Here is a 20,288-nt window from a genome sequence, read left to right as displayed (position 1 = left end):
CGGGCAGAGCGGTCAGGCGTCCTCGAGGCGGAAGCCCACCTTCATGCCGACCTGGAAGTGCGCGACCTCCCCCGCGTCGATATAGCCGCGGATCTCCGTCACCTCGAACCAGTCGAGGTGACGCAGCGTCTGCGAGGCCCGCTTGATGCCGTTGCGGATGGCCTCGTCGACGCTCTCCCCGGACGTGCCAACGATCTCCGTGACGCGGTACGTACGATCCGTCATCTCCACATCCTCCTTACTCGAAGGCCATGATCGCATGACCCCTTCCCGGCGCCGGGGCACTGTCGCGCCCTCCCCCCTCGGGGTCTACCGTGGAAGATATGAAGGGGTGGCGTAGGAGACCAGTCGTGCACCACGTCACGGACGCCAAGCCGTCCCTGACGGCCGACATCCACAAGCGTGAGATCGGCTACCTCGTCAAGATGGGCATCCGTACGATCTGCCTGATCCTGGCCGTCGTGGTGCCGGTGCCGTGGCCGTACCGGCTGCTCTTCATCGCCGGGGCCGTCTTTTTGCCATACATAGCCGTAATCGGGGCCAATGAGAGGGGCAAGGGTGCCCCTCCGCCTACCTTTCACACGCCCGAAGCTAACCAAACCGAGATACCGCTGCATCGACGCGAGATCGGGTCGTGACTAAGTCTTGACGCATCCCATGGGTTGTAGGTGTACGCTTTAGCCAAGCGCTCCGGTCCCCCGTCGGAGTGCTGGTGCCGGCGTTCCGGGCCCCCGTCGGAACGCCGATGACGCGACGCCGGGTGGTTTGCCCCCGTAACCACCCGGCGTCGCCTTTTCTCCGGCAGGCTTATTGATCAACATCACGACCGCCGGAGTCATCGGATCATCGGATAGGACCGCTTTCCCGAAAGCGTTTTCATTCCCTCCCGCCTCCTAATTCACAGGAAATCTTCAGGTTGGAGGGAGCTTGACTTCAAGAGTTCGTTCGAGTCTCAGCTGTCTGTCAACGTCTCGGCGGTCGCCTGTCCCCAGTTCTTCGCCAATGTGATCAGTTTCGCCACCGCGTCGTCGGGGGCGGTGCCGGCGCCCTGGGCCAGGCCCAGCAGGTACGCCGTCAGGGGCGCGGCCGGTCTGGCCACGCCGTGGGCGACCTCCTTGGTGAGGTCGAGAATCAGGTCGCGGTCCACGCGGGCCGGGTCGATGCCCAGCTCCTGGCAGGCCAGGACGGTCCATTCGTTGAGCACGTTCATGCGAGCCTCCTCCAGATCGTCCATTGTGTCGCAGTCGAACCAGGGCCTGCCGGGCAGCGCCAGCCGGACGGCGACCAGCGGGCCGAGCAGCCCCTTGAGCGAGCGTCCCTGATAGGCGGCGAGTGCCGCCTTGAGCGGGGCCGCCGGCCACGCCCCGGCCAGCCACTGCTCCCGGCCGCCGTCGTCCACCATCACGACCCCGCGGGGCTCCTGAGCGCCCGGCGCGGCCTCCAGCAGGGCGGTCACGTGGGCGGCGGTCATGAACGGCAGGTCGCCCGCCAGGAGCACCACCCACGGCGCGGCGACCTCGTCGAGCCCGGCGGCCAGGGCGGCGACGGGGCCGCTCCTGGGCGGGTCCTCGCGGGCGAACAGCACACCGGGGATCGGGCGCTCGGGGCCGACCACGACCGTCGTGCCCGCGCCGGACACGGCCGCCACCACGTGCTCGACCAGGGACCTGCCGCCCACCGTGAGGCCGGGCTTGTCGGCCCCGCCCAGCCGGCGGGCCTCTCCCCCGGCCAGGATCACCGCGTCGAAGGGCACCCGTACAGGCGCAGGCGGCGCCATGTCGCTAGCCGCCGATGGCGGACATCGGCCGGGACGGCTGGAGGAAGGACGGGTCGTCGATGCCGTGTCCGGCGCGCTTGCGCGCGACGGCGGCGATCCACCGTGCGGCCAGCTCGTCGTCGGACGCCCCGTCGCGCATGGCGCTCTTCAGGTCGGACTCCTCCGTGGCGAACAGGCAGTTGCGCACCTGACCGTCGGCGGTGAGGCGGACCCGGTCGCACGAGCCGCAGAACGGCCGCGTCACCGACCCGATCACCCCGACCTTGGCGGGGCCCCCGTCCACGAGGAACCGTTCGGCCGGCGCGCTGCCCCGCTCCTCCTGGTCGTCGGCCGTGAGAGCGAACGCGGCCGACAGCCGCTCGAGGATCTCGTCGGCGGTGACCATGCCCTCGCGGCTCCAGCCGTGCTGGGCGTCGAGCGGCATCTGCTCGATGAAGCGCAGCTCGTACGCCTGCTCGAGGCACCACCGCAGCAGCGGCACCGCCTCGTGGTCGTTGACGTCGCGCATGAGGACCGCGTTCACCTTGACGGGGGTCAGACCGGCCTCGGCAGCGGCGGCGAGCCCGGCGATCACGTCGGCGTGCCGGTCACGGTGGGCGAGCCGCTTGAACGTGGCGGGGTCGAGCGTGTCGAGCGAGACGTTGACCCGGTCGAGCCCGGCCTCGGCCAGCGGCCCGGCGAGCCGGGCCAGCCCGATGCCGTTGGTGGTCAGCGAGACCTGCGGCCTGGGGGCCAGGGCGGTGGTGCGGGCGACGATGTCGACCAGCTCGCGCCGGATGAGAGGCTCGCCACCGGTGTAGCGCACCTCGGTGACGCCCAGGCGTTCGACGCCGATCGTCACGAGGCGGACAATCTCGTCGGCGGTGAGAAGCTGCGCGTTGGGGAGCCAGTCGAGCCCTTCGGGCGGCATGCAGTACGTGCAGCGCAGGTTGCACTTGTCCGTGAGGGACACCCGCAGATCCGTCGCCACCCGTCCGAACGAGTCTCGCAACACGGGGCGTCACCTCCTCTTCGCTCGTCAGAGGGCCAAGACTACGACGCCTGCCCGGCGGCCCCCAAAATCACCCTTCTCCGCATGACCAACGCATCGGCCCCTAGATCGATTCCATGCCGGACGACCGAGCCCTGCGGCGGCACGAGAGCCGGGTGCCGCCTACCGCGCGGCCTCGTACCACGTCTCCCGGGCGTGCATCAGCTCGGCCAGGTGCCGTCTCGACCACTCGCAGCCCGCGTTCATGGGCTCGATGAGGCTGCGGCCGAGCTCGGTCAGCTCGTACTCGACGCGCGGCGGGATCTCCTCGTACGCGGTGCGCGTGAGCAGGCCGTCGCGCTCCATGGCGCGCAGGGACTCGGTGAGCACCTTCGGGGTGATGCCGCGCAGCGTCGCCTGGAGCTCGGTGAAGCGCCGCGGGGCCGACTCCAGGCAGCGGATGATCTTCGCGGTCCACTTGTCGCCGACGCGGAAGGGCGCGGACACCGGCGGGCACCCGGTGAACATGTCCGGATCGAGAGGCTCGGCCATCCGGACATCGTACGTGCGGACTCCGCTGCCTGCGGCGGAGGTGACTATCGTTGCGGAAAGCGACATCTGCCCCTTTACCGTCTGCGCGTGGCCCGGAGAGTCCGGGCACGCGGCGGGAGTGTGGTGAGAGTGAGCAGGATCGTGGTCTTCGGCGCCGGCGGGCGGGCCGGGAGGCGGGTGGTCGCGGAGGCGGCCGGGCGGGGGCACGAGGTGACGGCCGTGGTGCGGGATCCCGCGAAGTATCCGGCGCTTGCAGGGTCGCCGGGGGTGCGTGTGGTCGCCGGGGACGTCACCGACCTCGACGGCGTGGCGGAGGCGGCCGCAGGGCACGACGCGGCCGTTCAGGCGGCGGTCCGGATGGACATGCCGTCGGCGGAGTTCTACACGGCCGCGGCCCGGGCCCTGACGGGCGGGCTGGCCCGTGCCGGGGTGTCCCGGCTGGTGGCGGTGGGGATCGGCAGCCTGCTGGAGGTCTCGCCCGGGGTCCGGCTCGTGGACACGCCGGACTTCCCCGCCGACCACCGGGCGTTCTCGCTGGGGCACGCGGTGGAGCTGGAGGTGTTCGAGGAGTCGGAGCTCGACTGGGTGGTGCTCGCGCCGCCGCCCGTGTTCCTCGACGACTCCGAGTCCAGGACGGGGCGTTACCGGATCGGCGGCGGACAGGTGCCGGCGCTGGAGCCGCCGCTGTCGTTCGCCGACCTGGCGGTGGCGGTGGTGGACGAGGTGGAGCGGCCGGGGCACCACCGCGTCCAGGTCGCCGTCTCGTACTAGAGGTTCTTCGGGAATGGGAAACGCCCGGCCGGAGAGCCGGCCGGGCGTCTCTCAGGGCGGTCAGCGGCGGTAGCCGACGACCCGCACCCAGTCCCTGCCCTCCGAGGGGGAGAGCCAGCGGGAGCCCTCGAAGACAGCGCGGAACGTGCCGGACGTGCGGGCGGTCACGCTCGTCGAGAAGTAGCCGCTGCTGCTGGTCCTGACGCTGTCCACGTACTGCCAGCGGCCGCTGCCGTCGGGCTGGAAGAGGATCACGATCCGCTTCCAGGACAGGCGGTGCCAGCGCTCCTCGTCGTTGCAGTTGTCGGCGTGGTGAACCGAGACGAGGCCGCTGATGTAGTCCTCGTCACACTGCACGGAGAGCTTGCCCTCGAGGTCGATGGGCCGGCCCCGCCACGCGGGCTCGGGGTTCGCGTCGAACTTCAGGCTGGTGTAGCCCGCGGCGTCCGGGTCCAGGCCCGGGTCCGGGTCCGCGAGGGCGGGCGAGGCGGCGGTGGCCACCATCGTCGCGCCCAGGGCGGCAGCCGCCAGGCCGGCGGCTAGGCGTCGCATCTTCAAATCGAATGTCCTTCCCCGTCTGAAACGCGGCCCCGACTCGAGGCACGTCATCGCCAATGACGCGTAAGGAGAAGGAAAAGTTGCGATAAAGTCGATCACGATTCTGCAACGGCGGTTTTAGGCCACACCACGGGCCATTTTCGGCTATTGCGTAATTTGTTGCGACTTAGAGAGATCTGGGGCGTAGTGTCCCGTTCCGAGGTAGCGGACGCGCCAGAGGCCGCCCGTGCGGCCCGTGACCGTCGTCTCGAAGGCCCCGGAGGCGTCCGTCGTCGCCTGTCCCGCCTTCTGCCAGGGTGAGGACTCGTCGAGCCGCCACAGGATCTCCAGCGACTGCTTGGCGAACGGGCCGTACCCGGTGTAGCCGCGCGGGTCCACCCTCCTCAGCGAGCCGCTCAGGCGTACCGCGCCGGAGCGCCCGGCCTCCTCGGCCGTCACCGACGTGAGCCTGGTGGCGCGCCTCAACTGGAACGAGGCGTACTCGGTGACCGTGGCGCCGTGCGCCCCCTTGGCGGTGGCGGTGATCGTCCAGGTGCCGGTCGGATAGTAGCGGTTGAGCCGCTTGTCGGGCAGGAAGCGCCAGGTCGCCCAGTCCTCGCTCGCGCGCGGCGCCTGGAGGATTCCCATGGCGTCCCACAGCGCCCGCCTGGCCGCCCCAAGCTCAGCGCCGGGCGTGACCTCCACGCTGGGCTCGGGTGCCGCGGGCAGGCTGGGGGCCAGGGCCGGCGGCTGCGGCTCGGTCGCCTCGTCGGTCACCTTGTCCGCCAGTACGGTGCCGGGCGGGGCGCCGGGCTCCACCTTCACGCTGACGCCGTCCTTGCCCCTCGCCCCCTTGGCGACCACGTCGATCACCAGGCGGATGGAGTCGTACGCCCCCACCACGGGCTCCTCGGGGCGTACCGTGATGGACCGGATGGCGAGCTCGGCCTCGGGCGGGGACGCGGGCATGGTGAGCGGCCCCGCCGCGAGCGAGACGAGAAGAAGGCTTTTGATCATGATCGAGACGGTAGGAACCGCCCGGTAATGATCAGGACCTCGACACGCGCCACGAATGGCAAAGCCGGGATCACCCGTGGTGGTCCGCCGGACCAGGCCCGCTGTAGAGACCTTCGATGATGTCGGCGTACTTGGCGTGCACGACCCGCCTCTTGAGCTTCAGGCTCGGGGTGAGCTCCTCCGTCTCGGCCGTCCACTCGGTGCCCAGCAGGGCCCACTTCTTGACCTGCTGCACCCTGGCCAGCTTGGCGTTGGCGGCCTCGACCGCGGCCTCCACCTCCTTGAGCACCTCCGGGTGCTCGGCCAGCTCCGCGAGCGAGGTGAAGGCGATGCCGCGCGCCTGCGCCCAGCCCGGTGCCACCTCCCCGTCCAGCGTCAGCACGGCCACCGGGTGCGGCCGGTTGTCGCCGTACGCGAGAGCCTGGCCGATGAGCATGTGCTCCTTGAGGTGGTTCTCGATCTCGGCCGGGGAGATGTTCTCGCCGCCGGAGGTGATGATCAGCTCCTTCTTGCGGTCGATCACCCGGTAGAAGCCGTCCTCGTCGACCGTGCCGATGTCGCCGGTGTGCAGCCAGCCGTCGGCGTCGACGAGCTCGGCGGTGGCCTCGGGGCGGTTGAGGTAGCCGCGGGTGTTGAGCGGGCTGCGGGCGAGGATCTCGCCGTCCTCGGCGATGCGGACCTCGACTCCCGGCTCGGCCCTGCCGACCGTGCCCAGGCGGTAGCAGGAGGGGCTGTTGCCGGTGAACGCGCCGGTCGTCTCCGTCATGCCGTACACGTCGATGACCTTGAGCCCGAGCCCGGCGAAGAAGTGCTGCACCTCCGCGGGCAGCGGCGCGGCGCCGGTGGCGGTCCACTGGGCGCGGTCGAAGCCGATCATGCCGCGGATGACCGACAGCAGCGAGGCGTCGGCCTGGTCGTAGGCGGCCTGGATCTCGGGGGTGATCGTCCGGCCGTACTGACCCGCCTCCACGTACGCGGCGCCCGCCGCCATGGCCCGGCGTACGGCGGCCTGCTGCTCCTCCGGCTGGGTGGCGAGCACGGCGAGCAGGCGGGCCGCCATCTTCTCCCACACCCGCGGCACCCCGAAGAACATCATCGGCCTGACCTGGCCCAGCGTGGCGCCCAGGTTGGCCAGGTCGGTGCAGAAGTGCACGTGGGAGGCCTTGACCAGGGGCACGTACAGGCTGAGGATCCGCTCGGCGATGTGCGCGTACGTGAGATAGGAGACCTGGGTGCCCAGGAGGGGCAGCTCGGCGATGCGGTCGGTGGCGGCGACCTCGTAGAAGACGTTCGCGTGGGTGAGGGGCACGCCCTTGGGCATGCCGGTCGTGCCGGAGGTGTAGAGGACGGTGACCACGTCGTCGGAGGTGACCGCGCGCCAGCGGGCCTCGACCTCGTTCGGGTCCACGGCCAGCCGGGCGCGGCCCAGCTCCAGGAAGTCCTGCCAGGCCATGAACCGCTCGCCGGCGGGCGCCCCCTCCAGCATGATGATCTTGCGGAGGCCGTCGAGGCGGTCCAGCACCGGCTGCCAGCGGGCCAGCTCGGCGGGGCCGCCCAGCACGGCGTACCTGGCGCCCACGTCCCCGGCCACGAACGCGATCTGCTCGGGCGCGAACGTCGAGTAGACCGTGCAGCCCACCCCGCCCGCGTGCACCGCGCCCAGGTCGGCGAGCACGTGCTCGCTCCGGTTGACCATCATCAGCGCCACCGACTCGCCCGGCTGCAGCCCCAGTGCGGCGAACCCCGCGGCGATCTCCAGGACCCGCAGGCGCGCCTGCCCGTAGGTCAGCGTGGCCCAGCCGTCCCCGTCAGGATCGGAGTACGCGGGCGCGTCCGGGTAACGCTCGGCGGCGTGCCTGAGCTGCCCGCAGACGGTACGGCCGGCGATCTCGCGCTCGATCTCGGCCCGGACTTCGAGGACTTCGGCCATGGCACCCGCCTCCAGTCAGTGTTCACTTGCGTGAGTGGCCTGCATCGCACCACAGCTGTCCCGGAGCGGCAAGAGCTCGCGGAGCAATACCTGCGTCCATCACGTACAGTAATCACACCAAATTCGTACTAGGGGGGCGAATGCGGCCAAAACAGGAAAAAACGTTCTTTGGGCATCCACGGGCCCTGGCCACGCTGTTCGGCACCGAAATGTGGGAGCGGTTCAGCTGGTACGGGCTGCGGGCGATCCTCGCCACGTTCATGGCGGCCTCGCCGGCCCAGCAGGGCCTCGGCCTGCCGGACGAGACCGCGCAGGCCGTCGTGGGCGTCTACGGGGCGCTCATCTACCTGGTCGCGCTGCCCGGCGGATGGATCGCGGACCGGATCCTGGGGGCGCGCAGGTCGGTGTTCCTGGGCGGGTGTCTCATCCTGCTGGGGCACGTCAGCATGGCCGTGCCCGTGACCTCGCCGCTCTTCATCTGGCTCGGCCTGCTGCTGATCATCAGCGGCACCGGCCTGCTCAAGCCGAACATGTCCGTCATGGTCGGCAGGCTCTACCCGGCGGAGGACGACGGGCGCAGGGACGCCGGCTTCTCGCTCTTCTACCTCAGCATCAACCTGGGCGCCTTCTTCGCGCCCATCGTGGTCGGCTGGCTGGCCGACGGCGACCGGTGGCACCTGGCCTTCAGCGCCGCCGCCGTCGGGATGGCGCTCGGCCTCGTCCAGTACGTACGGGGCGGCCGCGGCCTGCGAGCCATCGGCGAGCCACCGGCCCACGTGGAGCACGGCAAGCTCGGCCGCCTGGTGGCGCTCGGCGTGGGGGCGCCGGCGATCGCCCTGGCCGCCTGGGCGGCGACCGGCACGCTCACGATCGACCGGCTCACCGTGGCGATCACCGTGGTCATCGTGCTCGTGACCGTGGGGTACTTCGCCTACATCATGCTCGGCAGCCATGACCTCACCGAGGACGAACGCATCCGGATGAAGGCGTACATCTGGCTGTTCGCGGCCGCGTCCATCTTCTGGATGATCTACGACCTGGCGCCGAGCAAGCTGCTCTTCTTCGCCAGGGACCACACCGATCTGACCCTGTTCGGCATCGGGATCACACCGGCCACCACGCAGGCGTTCAACCCGCTGTTCATCATAATCTTCGTGCCGGTGTTCGCGGCGCTGTGGGTGCGGCTCGGGACGCGGGTGAGCACCCCGCAGAAGTTCGCGTTCGCGCTGGTCATGATCGGGGTGAGCTTCGTGGTCATGGCCGTCGCGGCCGCGCTGGCCGGCAACGGCCGCGTGTCGGTGTGGTGGCTGGTGCTCGTCTACCTGATCCAGGTGTTCGGCGAGCTGTCGCTGAGCCCGGTCGGGCTGTCGGTGACGACGAAGCTGGCGCCTGAGGCGTTCAAGAGCCAGATGCTCGGGGTCTGGTTCATCGCGTTCTCGGTCGGCGACGCGATCGGCGGGCAGACGGGACGGCTCGGCCGCGTGCTGTCGGATCCGGCGTACTACCTGGTGCTGGCCTCGATGGCGGTCGTGGCGGGGCTGGCGCTGTTCATGTTCACGCGGCAGCTGCGCGCGATGATGGCCGAGCACCACGAACCCGCGATGCGATAAAGATTGCCGATGTGACTGAGCTTCTCGATCTTGTCGGCATCTTCGTCTTCGCCCTGACAGGTGCGCTCATGGGGGTGCGCAAGCGGCTCGACGTGGTCGGGATGGCGGTGCTGGCCGAGATGACCGCCCTGGGCGGCGGCATCGTCCGCGACCTGATACTCAACGTCCGTCCCGCCGCCTTCCAGAGCCTCGGGTACGTGCTGGTGCCGGTGGTGGCGACGGCGATCGTCTTCTTCTGGCACCCGCACGTGGCCCGGGGGATGCCGGTCATCCTCGTGCTGGACGCGGCGGGGCTGGGCCTGTTCAGCGCCGTGGGGACGCAGAAGGCCCTGGAGTACGGCCTCAGCCCGCTGCACGCCGCCCTGCTCGGGACGGTGACGGGCGTGGGCGGCGGAATGCTGCGCGACATGCTGGTCGGGGAGATCCCGACCCTCCTCTACGACCGGCAGTTCTACGCGGTGCCCGCTCTGCTGGGGGCGGGAGTGATGGCGGCGCTGTCGTCGTACGGGCTGCACGGGTGGCCCGCCACCCTGGCGGCGGCGGTGCTCGCGTTCGGGCTGCGGCTCGGGGCGATGCGCCGCAAGTGGCGCGCCCCTCTGGCCAGGGGCACCGGCGAATGACGCGCGGCCATGGCGCGAAGGTCGAGGTCTACCCCCTCACACCATCGCGATGAGCGCCTCCGACGGGCGCGGGACGCCGGTGGGGCCGTGGTCGCGGGCGGTGCGGATGCGGGTGACCACGTCGGCCAGCACCTGGGGCGGCTGGGTGTAGGGCAGCCGGAGGTAGTTCTCCAGCGTGCCCTCCAGGCCGAACCACGGGCCGGGCGCGAGCCGTACCCCGTGATGGGCCGCCGCCTCCACGAGCGGGGTGGCGCCGTGGCCGTCCAGGCGCACCCACAGGGTGCCTCCGCCGCGCGGCACCGTGAACGTCCACTCCGGCAGCTGCTCGCGCAGGCCCGAGACCAGCGCGTCGCGTGAGGCGCGCAGGGTGCGGCGGCGCTCGGCGCGGGTCTCCTCCAGCCGGTCGAACAGCCGCGCCACCACGAGCTGCTCCAGCACCGGGCTGGCGATGTCCACGGCGGCGCGGAACATGGCCAGCCGGCGCGCGAGGGCCGCCGTGGTGCGCACCCAGCCGATGCGCAGCCCGCCCCACCACAGCTTGGAGGCCGAGCCGACGCTGATCACGCGGCTGTCGGTGTCGAAGGCCGCCGTCGGCGACGTGCGCGGCACCTCGTCCAGCGCCAGCTCCATCCACGTCTCGTCCACGAGCAGCACCGTGCCGGCGCGCCGGGCCGCGCCCACGACGGCGGCGCGGGTGGCGTCGTCCATGAGGGCGCCCGTCGGGTTCTGGAAGTCGGGCATGAGGTACGCCAGCCGCGCCCCCGACTGGCGCATGGCCCCGGAGACCAGGTCGGCCTGCCAGCCCTCGTGCGAGATGCCCACGGGGACGATCCTGGCGCCGCGCTGCCGGGCCACGTCGATGGCGTGCGGGTACGTCGGCGACTCCACGAGCACCGGGTCGCCCGCGCCGACGAGCAGGCCGATCACGAGCTGGATGGCGTGCTGGGAGCCGGTCGTGACGAGGATCTGCTCCGGCCTGGTGGCCAGCCCCCTGGCGGTGTAGCGGGCGGCGATGCGTTCCCTGAGTACCGGCAGGCCCCTCGGGTCGTAGCCGTTGCCCATGCCGTACCGGGGGACGTCCTCCACCGCCTCCAGCATCACCTCCCGCAGGACCGTCGGCGCGGGTGGGGCGGCGCTCTGGATCTCGATGAGGCCGTCGCCGTCGGTGCCGAGCCACGGGTTGTCCACCGTGGTGGCCGGGTCGGGCAGGGCCGTCCAGCTGCCCGAGCCCTGGCGGCTCTCCAGGTAGCCGCGCTCGCGCAGCAGGTCGTAGGCCGAGGTGACGGTGGTGCGGCTGACCTTGAGGGTCTCGGCCAGGTGGCGTTCCGCGGGCATGCGCACGCGTACCGGGATCTGGCCGTCCATGATGCGGGCGCGCACGCCGTCGGCGAGCGCGCGGTAGTACGGCCGCGCCGCCGGGTCGATCTGGACGAGCCGGGCCACCTGAGCAGCGGACAGATGCCTCATATGAGGCCACTTTTCAGGATTGGCCCTGTTTTGGCAAGTCAGGTGGATGCCACTGTGGGGCCACTATGAGCGACACGACCGTCCCCAGGATCAGTTCCCTCCCCGCCCGTCTCGTCCGGTTGTACGGCGGGCTCGCGCTGTACGGCGCCGGCATCGGCCTCCAGGTGGAGTCCGGGCTGGGGAACGACCCGTGGGACGTGTTCCACCAGGGCCTGGGCATCCGGTCCGGGCTGTCCATCGGGACCGTCATCATCGGGATCGGCGCGCTGGTGATGCTGCTGTGGATCCCGCTGAAGCAGCGGCCCGGGCTGGGGACCATCAGCAACGTCCTCTTCCTGGGCCTGTTCGCGGACGCCGCGATCTTCCTGCTGCCCACGCCGTCGCACCTGGCCCTGCAGGGCCTGTACGTGGCGCTCGGCGTGGTCTCCATCGCCCTGGCCACGGTGCTGTACATCGGCGCCGGGATGGGGCCGGGCCCGCGTGACGGCGTCATGACCGGGCTGGTGCGGCTCGGCCTGTCGGTGCGGCTGGCGCGCTTCCTCATCGAGGTCACCGTCCTGGCCGCCGGGTGGCTGCTCGGCGGCACCGTGGGCGTGGGGACCCTGGTGTTCGCGCTGGCCATCGGCCCGCTGACCCAGCTGTTCACCCGCTGGTTCCCCTTGACGTGACCCCGTGGCCGGGGCGGACATGACGCGACATGATCGGACCCGGTCACGGGATCACCCCATGCGCGAGTAACGTCAAGGCATGCGGATCGAGGATTACGCCCTGATCGGAGACATGCAGTCCGCGGCGCTGGTCGGCAGAGACGGATCCATCGACTGGCTCTGCCTGCCCCGGTTCGACTCGCCGTCGTGCTTCTCGGCGCTGCTCGGCAGCGAGCGCAACGGGCACTGGTGGCTCGGGCCCACAGGCCGCCGCCCCGCCACACGGCGCCGTTACCGTCCCGACACGCTCATCCTGGAGAGCGAGTGGGACACCCCCACCGGCACGGTCCGAGTGATCGACTTCATGCCGCCCCGCGACCGCAACCCCGACGTCGTGCGCATCGTCGAGGGCGTCTCCGGGAGCGTGGAGGTCTCCACGCAGCTCAGGGTCCGCTTCGACTACGGCAGGATCGTGCCGTGGGTGCGCCGCAGCAACGGCCACCTGCAGGCCATCGGCGGGCCCGACTCGGTGTGGCTGCACTCCCCCGTGCCGCTGAAGGGCGGCGACTACGCGCACCGGGCCACCTTCACGGTGAAGGAGGGCGAGCGGCTGTCGTTCGTCTTCACGTGGCACCCGTCGCACGATCCGATGCCACCGCAGATCGACGCCGACACCCAGCTCGCCGAGACCGAGGCCATGTGGTCGGAGTGGGTGGGCCGATGCACGTACGAGGGGCCGTACCGCGAGGCCGTGGTCCGGTCGCTGATCACGCTGAAGGGCCTCACCTACGCCCCGACCGGCGGCATCGTCGCCGCGCCCACCACGTCCCTGCCCGAGGACCTCGGCGGGGTGCGCAACTGGGACTACCGGTTCTGCTGGCTGCGGGACGCCACCATGACACTCGACGCATTGATCAGCTCCGGCTACCTGGAGGAGGCCGCGGACTGGCGCTCGTGGCTGCTGCGGGCCATCGCCGGGCGGCCCCAGGACCTGCAGATCATGTACGGCGTCGCGGGCGAGCGCCGCCTGCCCGAGCTCCGCCTGGACTGGCTCGACGGCTACGAGGACTCCCGGCCGGTGCGGATCGGCAACGAGGCGGTCAAGCAGCTCCAGCTCGACGTGTACGGGGAGGTGATGAACTGCCTCTACGTCTCGCGCACCCGCGGCCTGTCCGCCGACGACCGGGCGTGGACCATCCAGCGGCAGCTCCTCGACTACGTGGCCGAGCACTGGGACGAGCCCGACGAGGGGCTGTGGGAGGTGCGCGGGCCGCGCCGGCACTTCGTGCACTCCAAGGTGATGTGCTGGGCGGCGCTGGACCGGGCGGTCAAATACGTCGAGCGGTTCGGGCGGACCGGGCCGGTGGAGCAGTGGCGAAGGCTGAGGGACACCATTCACGACGAGATCTGCACGAAGGGGTTCGACGCGCGGCGCAACACCTTCACCCAGTCGTACGGGTCGTCCGAGCTGGACGCGGCGCTGCTGATGCTGCCCGTCGTCGGGTTCCTGCCGGTCGACGACCCCCGGATGGTGGGGACCGTCGCGGCCATCGAGAAGGAGCTCATGTCGGACGGGTTCGTGCTGCGCTACCCCCTGGCGGCCGACAACGACGTGGACGGCCTGACGGGCGGGGAGGGCGCCTTCCTCGCGTGCAGTTTCTGGCTGGTGGAGGTGATGGCGATGCAGGGCCGCAAGGAGGAGGCCAAGGACCTGTTCGAGCGGCTGCTGGCGCTGCGCAACGACGTGGGGCTGCTGGCCGAGGAGTACGACCCGCGCTACGGCCGCCTGGTCGGCAACTTCCCGCAGGCGTTCAGCCACGTGCCGCTGATCCACGCCGCCCGCGCGCTGTCGTAGCGCCCCGGGCGGGTCACGGGCCGGTGAGTCGGCGCTCGCCGGCCGTGGTGATCACGAACACCTGCCAGTTGTAGTACGCGTAGTAGTTGCGCGGGTCCCGCTTCATCTGGCGGGCGTGCAGGAGGATCGCGTTCACATACGCCTGGGACGGGTTGTACGCGTGCAGCGCCCGCTGGTAGTCGCGCGGGGCGCCCGACGCGCGCAGGTAGTTGGCGGCGCCCATGACGGCGTCGCGCGGATCCCGCACGTCGCCGCCCATGCCGTACGCCTTCCAGGTCCCTGGCATGAACTGCATGGGGCCCTGGGCGCCGACATAGCTGTTGGACCGCACCCGGCCGAACTTCGTCTCCGCGAACATCACCGCCGCCAGCACCTCCCATTCCACCCCGAACCGGCGCTCGGCCTTCTTGAAGTAGCCGAGCAGCTCGGCGGCGGGCCGGGGAGCCTGGACCTTGAACGTGGCCGACGGCTTGACCGGGTGGGCCAGGGCGAGCAGTTCGCGGATGGCGGCCGTGTTGTCCTTGGCCTCGGCGGCCAGCGCGGCCGGGAGGCGGGCGAAGGCCTGGGAGGCGAGCTTGGAGTGGCGGGCGGCGTAGCGGTAGAGGCGCTGCTCGTGCAGGGCCAGGAGCTCGACGTCGCGAGGCGGCTTGCCGGTCTTGGGCCAGGCGTCGATGGCGGCGTCGAGCGTGGCGCTGTTCCGCTTCAGCGCGGCGGCCAGGCGGGCGGCGTCCTGCGGGATCGGCTCGTCGGGGGCGGGGAGCGTCTCACTCGCCTGCTGACCGCCCGGTGTGGTCGTGGACGGTGCCGTGGACGGTGCCGTGGACACGGGCGGGGTCGAGGCCGCCAAGGGCTCCCGGGCCGCTCCCGAGGAGTGGGCCGGTGCGCCGCAGGCGGCCGCGCCGAGGAGGGCCGCGAGTGCCACCGCGCCCACGGCGCGGGTCGTGCGGGCGGGTCGGGGCTGGTGGTGCTGGCGTTCCTCCATGGTCGGCCAACCTACCCGGTCCGGGGGCCTGCTCTCACGTCACGGGCGTCACTCGGGTACCTCGCGTCGGCCGGGCCATCCGGCCTGCGGAGGGTTCCGGGCGGGCCGGGCGCGAGGTCAGGAGCCGCCCGCGCGCAGGGACCGGGGTGAGGCGCCCAGCTCGCGGCGGCACACCTTGTTGAACGCCTGCAGATCCGGGATCCCCACCGCGGCCGCTATCGCGGGGATCGCGAGGGTCGAGTCGCGCAGCAGGTGCAGCGCGCGGGACATCCTCCTGCGGCGGATGTAGGCCACCACGGTCAGTCCCGTCTGGGCGCGGAACAGCCGGGTGAGGTGGTTGTGCGACACCCCGGCGGCGCGGGCGATGCCGGGGACGGTCAGGGGCGCGGCGAGGTCCGCGTCGATGTGCTCCATGGCGGCCGCCACGACGGCGTGCGCGCTGCCGGCCACGGGCAGGTTCGCCACCCGCCACAGCACCGTCCACACCTCCGCCGAGGCCCGCGCCCTGGTGTCGGGGACGGCCGCGATGACCTGCCGCAGCGAGGCGGCGATGAGCGGCGCCTGGTCACCGGCGTCCCGCATGACCGCGACGACCCGCCGCTCGTCCGCACCGGACAGCCTGAAGTGCGCGTACAGGTGCTCGGACCTGCCCCGGTAGTGGTAGTGCACCTCCGCGCCCGGCGGGATCAGGCTCACATGGCCGGGCTTGATCGCGTGCGTGGTGCCCTCGACCACCAGTTCGGCGGCGTACTTGTACAGGTGGAGCTGCCAGAGGTCGGGCAGCCGGAACACGTCGCGGGTGCGGACCACACCGTGCACGCCCACCCCCGCCCCGGCCACCGCGGGTGGCTCGGAGAGCGCGATCTCCACCTGCCGCACAACGCCCTGTCTACACCAGCGAGGGAAAATGAACCAGTAGTTGATGATTACAACCTACGACAGGGCTGATGTCCGGTTCTAACTTCGAGGCATGCGAACCACTTTGCTGACGTCCGTACAGGTCGCCGGATTCGTGGCCGCCGGTTACCTGCGGCTCGACGGGGTCGTCCCGGACGAGCTCAACGACCAGGCGATCGACGTGCTCGAGGCGGGCATCCCCCGCTCGCCCTACGGAACCCCGGTCGCCAAGGCCTTCCCCGACGGGTCGTTCGCCCGGAGACTGATCGAGCTGCCCGCCGTCGCGGGCGCCCTGCACTCGCTCGTCGGCCCCGACCCGACCGTCGACCACCACGCCGTGCACGTACGCGAGCCGCGCGAGGGCCACGCGCAGCCGCTGCACGCCGACGCCATCATCGACACCCGCATGGACGCCTTCGACGTGCAGCTCATGTACTACCCGCGCGAGGTGAGCGCGGACATGGGCGGCACGCTGGTGGTGCCGGGCAGCCACCTGCGCCGGACCAACGAGAGCGACACCGGCCGCTACCAGAACCTGCGCGGCCAGACCCGGCTGACCTGCCCGGCCGGGACCGTGATGCTGCTCCACCACGGCATCTGGCACGGCGGGCGGCGCAACGACAGCGACGTGCGGCGCTACATGTTCAAAATCCGCTTCAACCCGACCGTGCCGCAGGTGCGGCTCTGGGACGTCTCCGACCTGGAGGACCCTGCCGTGTCGGCCGAGCTGGATCGGCGTTTCCCGTGGTACGAGCACGCGACCGGGCGGCTGGAGGCGCACAACCGGGTGCGGTTGTGGCGGGCCATGACGGGCGATCCCTCGTTCGATGTCGAGTACTGGAACACGCGTGTGAACAACCGTCCCGGGAGGGTCGCATGAAGCAGCAGGTGCTCGTTCTCTATCTGGCCACCTCCGCGCTCGACGCTCCCGTGGTGGGCTGGTCGCGCTACGACGGCACCGGGCGGACCGACCCGACGACGGGCGACGGGGACGAGCCACCGTACGAGACGGGGGTGGAGGCGTTGCGGGACGGGTGGCGGCTGTTCCAGGCGTCTCAGCTCATCCCGCCGTATCCCGGGCACGAATACGACACGTCGTTCTTGAAGCATGAATTCTTCTTCGAGAAGCTGTCGTAAAACCGGACGTACGGGTCTTATTGTGTGATCGCCCGATGTGATCCGTGGAAGGAGCGGGATGCCGGACCTGCGCCCGCTCCGGCCGGGCGATCCCGAGCGGATCGGCTCGTACCGGCTCGTCGGCGTGCTCGGCTCCGGCGGCCAAGGGGTCGTCTACCGAGGCGTCGGTGACCGCGAGGTGGCGATCAAGGTGCTGCACGGGCACCTCAGCCATGACGACGACGCCACCAAGGGCTTCCTGCGGGAGGTGGAGGCGGCGCGGCGGGTGGCCGCGTTCTGCACGGCCGCGATCCTGGACGTCGGGACGGTGGACGACCGGCCGTACATCGTCAGCGAGTACGTGCCGGGCGACACGCTGCAGGCCGTGGTCCGGACGTTCGGGCGACGGGTGGGCGGGGCGCTGGACCGGTTGGCGATCTCCACGCTGACCGCGCTGGTGGCCATCCACCAGGCCGGGATCGTGCACCGGGACTTCAAGCCGGGGAACGTGCTGATGGGTCCGGACGGGCCGATCGTCATCGACTTCGGGATCGCCAAGGCGCTCGACGCCACGACCGGCACGTCCGCGCCTGTGGGGACGCCGGCGTACATGTCGCCCGAGCAGTTCAGGGGCGAGCGGGTGGGGCCCGCCTCGGACGTGTTCAGCTGGGCGGGGACGATGGTGTTCGCCGCCACGGGGCGCACGCCCTTCGCGGGGGACACGGTGGCGGCCGTGGTGAACAGCGTGCTGAGCGGCCTCCCGGACCTTACGGGGGTGCCGCCGCACCTGCTGGGAACCATCGAGATCTGCCTGTCCAAGGATGCCGCCGGTCGGCCGGGCCCGGCTGAGCTGCTGCAGCGGCTCATCCGGCAGGCGGGGCCGGGCGCCGGCGTCCTCCCGGGCCCCGGCGCGGCCCACCCTGTCGCGGCCCACCCCGTCACGGGCGCCCCGCCCGACGACTCGTCCCGACCGGCACCGTCCGCTCCGCCGGGTGCGGCGCCGGTGCCCGGCCCGCCATCCGCAGGAGGAGCGTCTTCGTCCGGCCCGCCATCCGCAGGAGCGACCGGGGCGGGGCCGTCGGGTTCGCCGCCCGTGGGAACGGTGCAACCGCCCGTTGGGAGGGCGCACGCCGGGCCTCCGCCTCCGCATGGTGCGAGGCCCTTTTCAGGTTCCGCGCCCACTCCGGAGGGACGGCCGCCGCTGTCCGTCCGTACGGGATTCCCTGCCGGGAACGGGTCGGTGGCCGATGCGGACACGGCCCCCGGGCAGGGACGGCCGGTCAGCCGGCGGGCGGTGATCGGCGGAGCCGCGGCCGCCGCGGCCGCTCTCGGGGTGTCCGCCTTCACCCTTCTCCGGCCGCGGGACGACCTCCCTCCCCCGATCGGCCGGAGTACGACCCAGCCGACCGGCGGAAGCCCGACCCCCACCGCCGCGTCGCCCACTCCTGCCGCGTCCGCGCAGCCTTTCGGCACGCAGCTCGCGGAGTCCGTACCCCTCCCGGCGGCGGACGGCGCCCCCACGGTGCTGGCCGCCGCCGGGGGCACCGTCGTGTGCGGGACGGCCAAGGGGGCGGTGTCCGCCTGGGACCTCGGCCAGGCGCCCACCAGGCTCGGGGACGGCGGGGGCTCGACGACGTGGGTGGCCACCGGCAGCGTCGGCAGTACGCCGGTGGCGGCCTCCGGGCATCTCGACGGCCGGATGCGGCTGTGGAGCCTGGCGGGCGAGAGCCTCGCCTCGCGCAAGGTGAGCGACCCCGTCATCGCCGTCACCGTCACGGCGGGCGCGGCGGTGGCCGTGTCGCAGAAGTACGACGGCATGAAGGACCTCCACAGCGTCGTACGGCTCTGGGACATCTCCACCGGAAAGCAGATCGGCTCGACGATCAACGACCATTTCCAGGGCGTCAGAGGGCTGGCCTTCGGGCGGATGGGCAAGGACGACGTGCTCGTCACGGGCGACGGCGGCGAACGCGTCCGGGTGTGGCGGCTGTCGGACGGGAAGATGACGCACTCGTTCCGCACCGGGGAGATCGGCGGGATCGAGCGGCTGGCCTGCGGCGAGATCGACGGCAAGGCCGTGCTCGTGTCGACTCACCTGGACGCGACCCTGCGCGTGTACGACCTGGCGACGGGCAAGCGCAGGAAGAAGTGGACGTTCAGCGATCAGAGCCCGGACGACCGGGGCGCCGCGGCCCTCGTCGCGGGGCAGACAGGAGACGTGCCCTTCGCCGCCGTCGCCCACGCTCCCTGGAACGGCGACGTCATCGTCCGCGTCTGGAACCTCCGCGACGGCGACATCATCGGCGTGCTCGGCCCCGGGCGCGGCGGGGCGATCCGCACGCTGGCGCCGGCGAAGCAGGACGGCCGCCCCGTGCTCGCCGGCACGGGCGACGACCGCGCGCTCCGCGTCTGGAGCCTCGGCCCGAGCTGAGCCGTCCGGACGGTGATTCCGGCGATCCCGAAACCTGTGTTTCGGGCCTGGAATGCGCAGGCTCGCGGGAGCGCTCCCAGTCGCTCGGCAGCCGCCTGAGCTGCTGATATTTCCGGTCGTTGGACCGCTTGTTCAATTAAGGCACCTCCGCAAGCCGACGCAGGCGTGCCGGTCAGGGGTCTTGACATCCCAGGCAGACCGCTTCCTACCGCTTCGTCACTAAAACGTTCCAGATTTTCACATATCTTGAAATAACATGGTTGAGCTGGTCTTTTGTCGCCACACTACGGTTAGTCAATGGGCCAGACAATTCCGGCACGTCCGATATTTGCTATTTAGATCGCCACCATGGGGACAGGTGCCATACTGCGTTTGGGAGCGCTCCCGCGAGCGCTTTCCCTCATGACGCCCCTCCACGAGGACCGGCTGTGAACCATCCCGACCCCCTGCTCGAAACCCGCCGCCCATGGGCCGCGCACATCTGGTGGATCGCCCTGGCCGTCGGCGCGGCCGGCTTCGCCTTCGTCTGGCTGGCCACCCCGCACGCCCGCGAGATCGACGCCGCCTGGCAGCTGGTGGCCAAGCTGGTCGCCTTCGCCTTCCTGTGCTGCGCGATCGCGTTCTTCCCGTGGGTGTCGCCGCGCCTGAGCTGGCTGCTGTACGTCCCGTTCGTCTTCTTCACCGGCTACCTGATCCCGAGGATCAGCTGGTTCTATTACGGGGACGGCGCGCGGGCGCACGGCGACAGCTTCTACACCCACCTGTACCTGCTGCTGTATCCGGGGATCGTGCTCACGGTCGCCGCCGCGTACCGGATCGGCGGCGGCTCCCCCGGCCGCTGCCTGAAGATCATGGCCACCGGGGTGCTCATCGTGTTCTCGGGTTTCCTGGACGTGATGTGGCAGGTGGTCAACCCGGTGAAGATCCCCAAGCTCATCGACGCCCCGCACATCAACCTGTTCACCGGCGGGCCGATCCCGTTCGGCGCGGCGATCTGGTTCGCGCTCGCCCATGTCCCCTTCATCGTGGGGATCAACCTGCTTCCCCTTGACCGCTGGATCGCGCGCCTGACGGGAGCCGGCGCGGACGCCACTCGGAGGAGGTGACCA

General features: G+C 71.1%; 20 protein-coding genes. 10 read left to right on the top strand and 10 right to left on the bottom strand.

Going from position 1 to position 20,288, the window contains the following annotated elements:
* Positions 1–12: 12 nt before the first annotated feature.
* The gene (locus ABD830_RS31675; RefSeq protein ID WP_344995469.1) at positions 13–225 is read right to left on the bottom strand and encodes a dodecin; all 213 of its coding nucleotides are present in this window, start codon (positions 223–225) and stop codon (positions 13–15) included.
* Between the two features lie 125 nt (positions 226–350).
* Here ABD830_RS31675 and ABD830_RS31670 point away from each other — a divergent pair, with 125 nt between their 5' ends.
* On the top strand, positions 351–638 hold the full coding sequence (locus tag ABD830_RS31670; protein WP_344995466.1) for a DUF3099 domain-containing protein: 288 nt from the start codon (positions 351–353) through the stop codon (positions 636–638).
* Between the two features lie 314 nt (positions 639–952).
* Here the strand turns inward: ABD830_RS31670 and ABD830_RS31665 are convergent, their stop codons facing one another.
* The 3 genes from ABD830_RS31665 to ABD830_RS31655 form a co-directional block, all read right to left on the bottom strand.
* Positions 953–1,777 carry an NTP transferase domain-containing protein gene (locus tag ABD830_RS31665; RefSeq protein WP_344995464.1) on the bottom strand — a complete coding sequence of 275 codons (825 nt, stop codon included), beginning with the start codon at positions 1,775–1,777 and terminating at the stop codon, positions 953–955.
* A 4-nt stretch (positions 1,778–1,781) separates the two neighbouring features.
* Positions 1,782–2,771: a GTP 3',8-cyclase MoaA gene (gene moaA, locus ABD830_RS31660; RefSeq protein WP_344995461.1), complete on the bottom strand. Its 990-nt coding sequence runs from the start codon at positions 2,769–2,771 to the stop codon at positions 1,782–1,784.
* 159 nt (positions 2,772–2,930) lie between these two features.
* The gene (locus ABD830_RS31655; protein WP_344995458.1) at positions 2,931–3,299 is read right to left on the bottom strand and encodes a winged helix-turn-helix transcriptional regulator; all 369 of its coding nucleotides are present in this window, start codon (positions 3,297–3,299) and stop codon (positions 2,931–2,933) included.
* A 129-nt stretch (positions 3,300–3,428) separates the two neighbouring features.
* Here ABD830_RS31655 and ABD830_RS31650 point away from each other — a divergent pair, with 129 nt between their 5' ends.
* Positions 3,429–4,070 (top strand): NAD(P)-dependent oxidoreductase, encoded by a 642-nt coding sequence (locus ABD830_RS31650; protein WP_344995456.1) that lies wholly within the window; start codon positions 3,429–3,431, stop codon positions 4,068–4,070.
* 60 nt (positions 4,071–4,130) lie between these two features.
* Here ABD830_RS31650 and ABD830_RS31645 read toward each other — a convergent pair whose 3' ends face one another.
* The 3 genes from ABD830_RS31645 to ABD830_RS31635 form a co-directional block, all read right to left on the bottom strand.
* Positions 4,131–4,622: a hypothetical protein gene (locus ABD830_RS31645; RefSeq protein ID WP_344995453.1), complete on the bottom strand. Its 492-nt coding sequence runs from the start codon at positions 4,620–4,622 to the stop codon at positions 4,131–4,133.
* Positions 4,623–4,772: 150 nt separating this feature from the next.
* Positions 4,773–5,624, bottom strand: a complete 852-nt coding sequence (locus tag ABD830_RS31640) for a hypothetical protein (RefSeq protein ID WP_344995450.1) — start codon at positions 5,622–5,624, stop codon at positions 4,773–4,775.
* 70 nt (positions 5,625–5,694) lie between these two features.
* Positions 5,695–7,554: an AMP-dependent synthetase/ligase gene (locus ABD830_RS31635; RefSeq protein WP_344995447.1), complete on the bottom strand. Its 1,860-nt coding sequence runs from the start codon at positions 7,552–7,554 to the stop codon at positions 5,695–5,697.
* Between the two features lie 140 nt (positions 7,555–7,694).
* Here ABD830_RS31635 and ABD830_RS31630 point away from each other — a divergent pair, with 140 nt between their 5' ends.
* Positions 7,695–9,164: a peptide MFS transporter gene (locus ABD830_RS31630; RefSeq protein WP_344995444.1), complete on the top strand. Its 1,470-nt coding sequence runs from the start codon at positions 7,695–7,697 to the stop codon at positions 9,162–9,164.
* An 11-nt stretch (positions 9,165–9,175) separates the two neighbouring features.
* A complete protein-coding gene (locus tag ABD830_RS31625) occupies positions 9,176–9,784 on the top strand; it encodes a trimeric intracellular cation channel family protein (protein WP_344995441.1) in 609 nt (202 codons plus the stop codon).
* 36 nt (positions 9,785–9,820) lie between these two features.
* Here the strand turns inward: ABD830_RS31625 and yczR are convergent, their stop codons facing one another.
* On the bottom strand, positions 9,821–11,251 hold the full coding sequence (gene yczR / locus ABD830_RS31620; RefSeq protein ID WP_344995438.1) for a MocR-like transcription factor YczR: 1,431 nt from the start codon (positions 11,249–11,251) through the stop codon (positions 9,821–9,823).
* Between the two features lie 65 nt (positions 11,252–11,316).
* Between yczR and yczE the strand changes: the two genes are divergently transcribed.
* Positions 11,317–11,919, top strand: a complete 603-nt coding sequence (gene yczE / locus ABD830_RS31615) for a membrane protein YczE (RefSeq protein ID WP_344995435.1) — start codon at positions 11,317–11,319, stop codon at positions 11,917–11,919.
* 79 nt (positions 11,920–11,998) lie between these two features.
* Complete coding sequence (locus ABD830_RS31610) at positions 11,999–13,753, top strand: glycoside hydrolase family 15 protein (protein WP_344995432.1); 1,755 nt, start codon at positions 11,999–12,001, stop codon at positions 13,751–13,753.
* A gap of 13 nt (positions 13,754–13,766) precedes the next feature.
* Here the strand turns inward: ABD830_RS31610 and ABD830_RS31605 are convergent, their stop codons facing one another.
* Together ABD830_RS31605 and ABD830_RS31600 are read right to left on the bottom strand one after the other, a co-directional pair.
* Positions 13,767–14,735, bottom strand: a complete 969-nt coding sequence (locus ABD830_RS31605; protein ID WP_344995429.1) for a lytic transglycosylase domain-containing protein — start codon at positions 14,733–14,735, stop codon at positions 13,767–13,769.
* A gap of 117 nt (positions 14,736–14,852) precedes the next feature.
* Positions 14,853–15,614, bottom strand: a complete 762-nt coding sequence (locus ABD830_RS31600) for a helix-turn-helix transcriptional regulator (protein WP_344995426.1) — start codon at positions 15,612–15,614, stop codon at positions 14,853–14,855.
* A gap of 91 nt (positions 15,615–15,705) precedes the next feature.
* Between ABD830_RS31600 and ABD830_RS31595 the strand changes: the two genes are divergently transcribed.
* The 4 genes from ABD830_RS31595 to ABD830_RS31580 all read left to right on the top strand — a co-directional run bounded on the left by ABD830_RS31595 (position 15,706) and on the right by ABD830_RS31580 (position 20,285).
* The gene (locus ABD830_RS31595; RefSeq protein ID WP_344995423.1) at positions 15,706–16,512 is read left to right on the top strand and encodes a phytanoyl-CoA dioxygenase family protein; all 807 of its coding nucleotides are present in this window, start codon (positions 15,706–15,708) and stop codon (positions 16,510–16,512) included.
* Complete coding sequence (locus ABD830_RS31590) at positions 16,509–16,769, top strand: hypothetical protein (protein ID WP_344995420.1); 261 nt, start codon at positions 16,509–16,511, stop codon at positions 16,767–16,769. The genes ABD830_RS31595 and ABD830_RS31590 overlap by 4 nt, the downstream gene beginning before the upstream one ends.
* A gap of 58 nt (positions 16,770–16,827) precedes the next feature.
* A complete protein-coding gene (locus tag ABD830_RS31585) occupies positions 16,828–19,179 on the top strand; it encodes a protein kinase domain-containing protein (RefSeq protein ID WP_344995417.1) in 2,352 nt (783 codons plus the stop codon).
* Between the two features lie 428 nt (positions 19,180–19,607).
* Positions 19,608–20,285, top strand: coding sequence for a hypothetical protein (locus ABD830_RS31580; protein WP_344995414.1), 678 nt, complete (start codon positions 19,608–19,610; stop codon positions 20,283–20,285).
* Positions 20,286–20,288: the final 3 nt, after the last annotated feature.

Origin of the sequence: Nonomuraea helvata, from assembly GCF_039535785.1 — a bacterium.
Classification (GTDB): domain Bacteria; phylum Actinomycetota; class Actinomycetes; order Streptosporangiales; family Streptosporangiaceae; genus Nonomuraea; species Nonomuraea helvata.
The sequence above is the reverse complement of the archived record's forward strand: the minus strand, read 5'-3'. Positions and strand labels throughout refer to the sequence as shown.

Bases quoted from the DNA above. Each gene is read 5' to 3' on its own strand.
- ABD830_RS31675 (WP_344995469.1), bottom strand. From the start codon at position 225: ATGACGGATCGTACGTACCGCGTCACGGAGATCGTTGGCACGTCCGGG.
- ABD830_RS31665 (WP_344995464.1), bottom strand. From the start codon at position 1,777: ATGGCGCCGCCTGCGCCTGTACGGGTGCCCTTCGACGCGGTGATCCTG.
- ABD830_RS31655 (WP_344995458.1), bottom strand. From the start codon at position 3,299: ATGGCCGAGCCTCTCGATCCGGACATGTTCACCGGGTGCCCGCCGGTG.
- ABD830_RS31645 (WP_344995453.1), bottom strand. From the start codon at position 4,622: ATGCGACGCCTAGCCGCCGGCCTGGCGGCTGCCGCCCTGGGCGCGACG.
- ABD830_RS31640 (WP_344995450.1), bottom strand. From the start codon at position 5,624: ATGATCAAAAGCCTTCTTCTCGTCTCGCTCGCGGCGGGGCCGCTCACC.
- ABD830_RS31635 (WP_344995447.1), bottom strand. From the start codon at position 7,554: ATGGCCGAAGTCCTCGAAGTCCGGGCCGAGATCGAGCGCGAGATCGCC.
- ABD830_RS31630 (WP_344995444.1), top strand. From the start codon at position 7,695: ATGCGGCCAAAACAGGAAAAAACGTTCTTTGGGCATCCACGGGCCCTG.
- yczR (WP_344995438.1), bottom strand. From the start codon at position 11,251: ATGAGGCATCTGTCCGCTGCTCAGGTGGCCCGGCTCGTCCAGATCGAC.
- yczE (WP_344995435.1), top strand. From the start codon at position 11,317: ATGAGCGACACGACCGTCCCCAGGATCAGTTCCCTCCCCGCCCGTCTC.
- ABD830_RS31610 (WP_344995432.1), top strand. From the start codon at position 11,999: ATGCGGATCGAGGATTACGCCCTGATCGGAGACATGCAGTCCGCGGCG.
- ABD830_RS31605 (WP_344995429.1), bottom strand. From the start codon at position 14,735: ATGGAGGAACGCCAGCACCACCAGCCCCGACCCGCCCGCACGACCCGC.
- ABD830_RS31595 (WP_344995423.1), top strand. From the start codon at position 15,706: ATGCGAACCACTTTGCTGACGTCCGTACAGGTCGCCGGATTCGTGGCC.
- ABD830_RS31590 (WP_344995420.1), top strand. From the start codon at position 16,509: ATGAAGCAGCAGGTGCTCGTTCTCTATCTGGCCACCTCCGCGCTCGAC.
- ABD830_RS31585 (WP_344995417.1), top strand. From the start codon at position 16,828: ATGCCGGACCTGCGCCCGCTCCGGCCGGGCGATCCCGAGCGGATCGGC.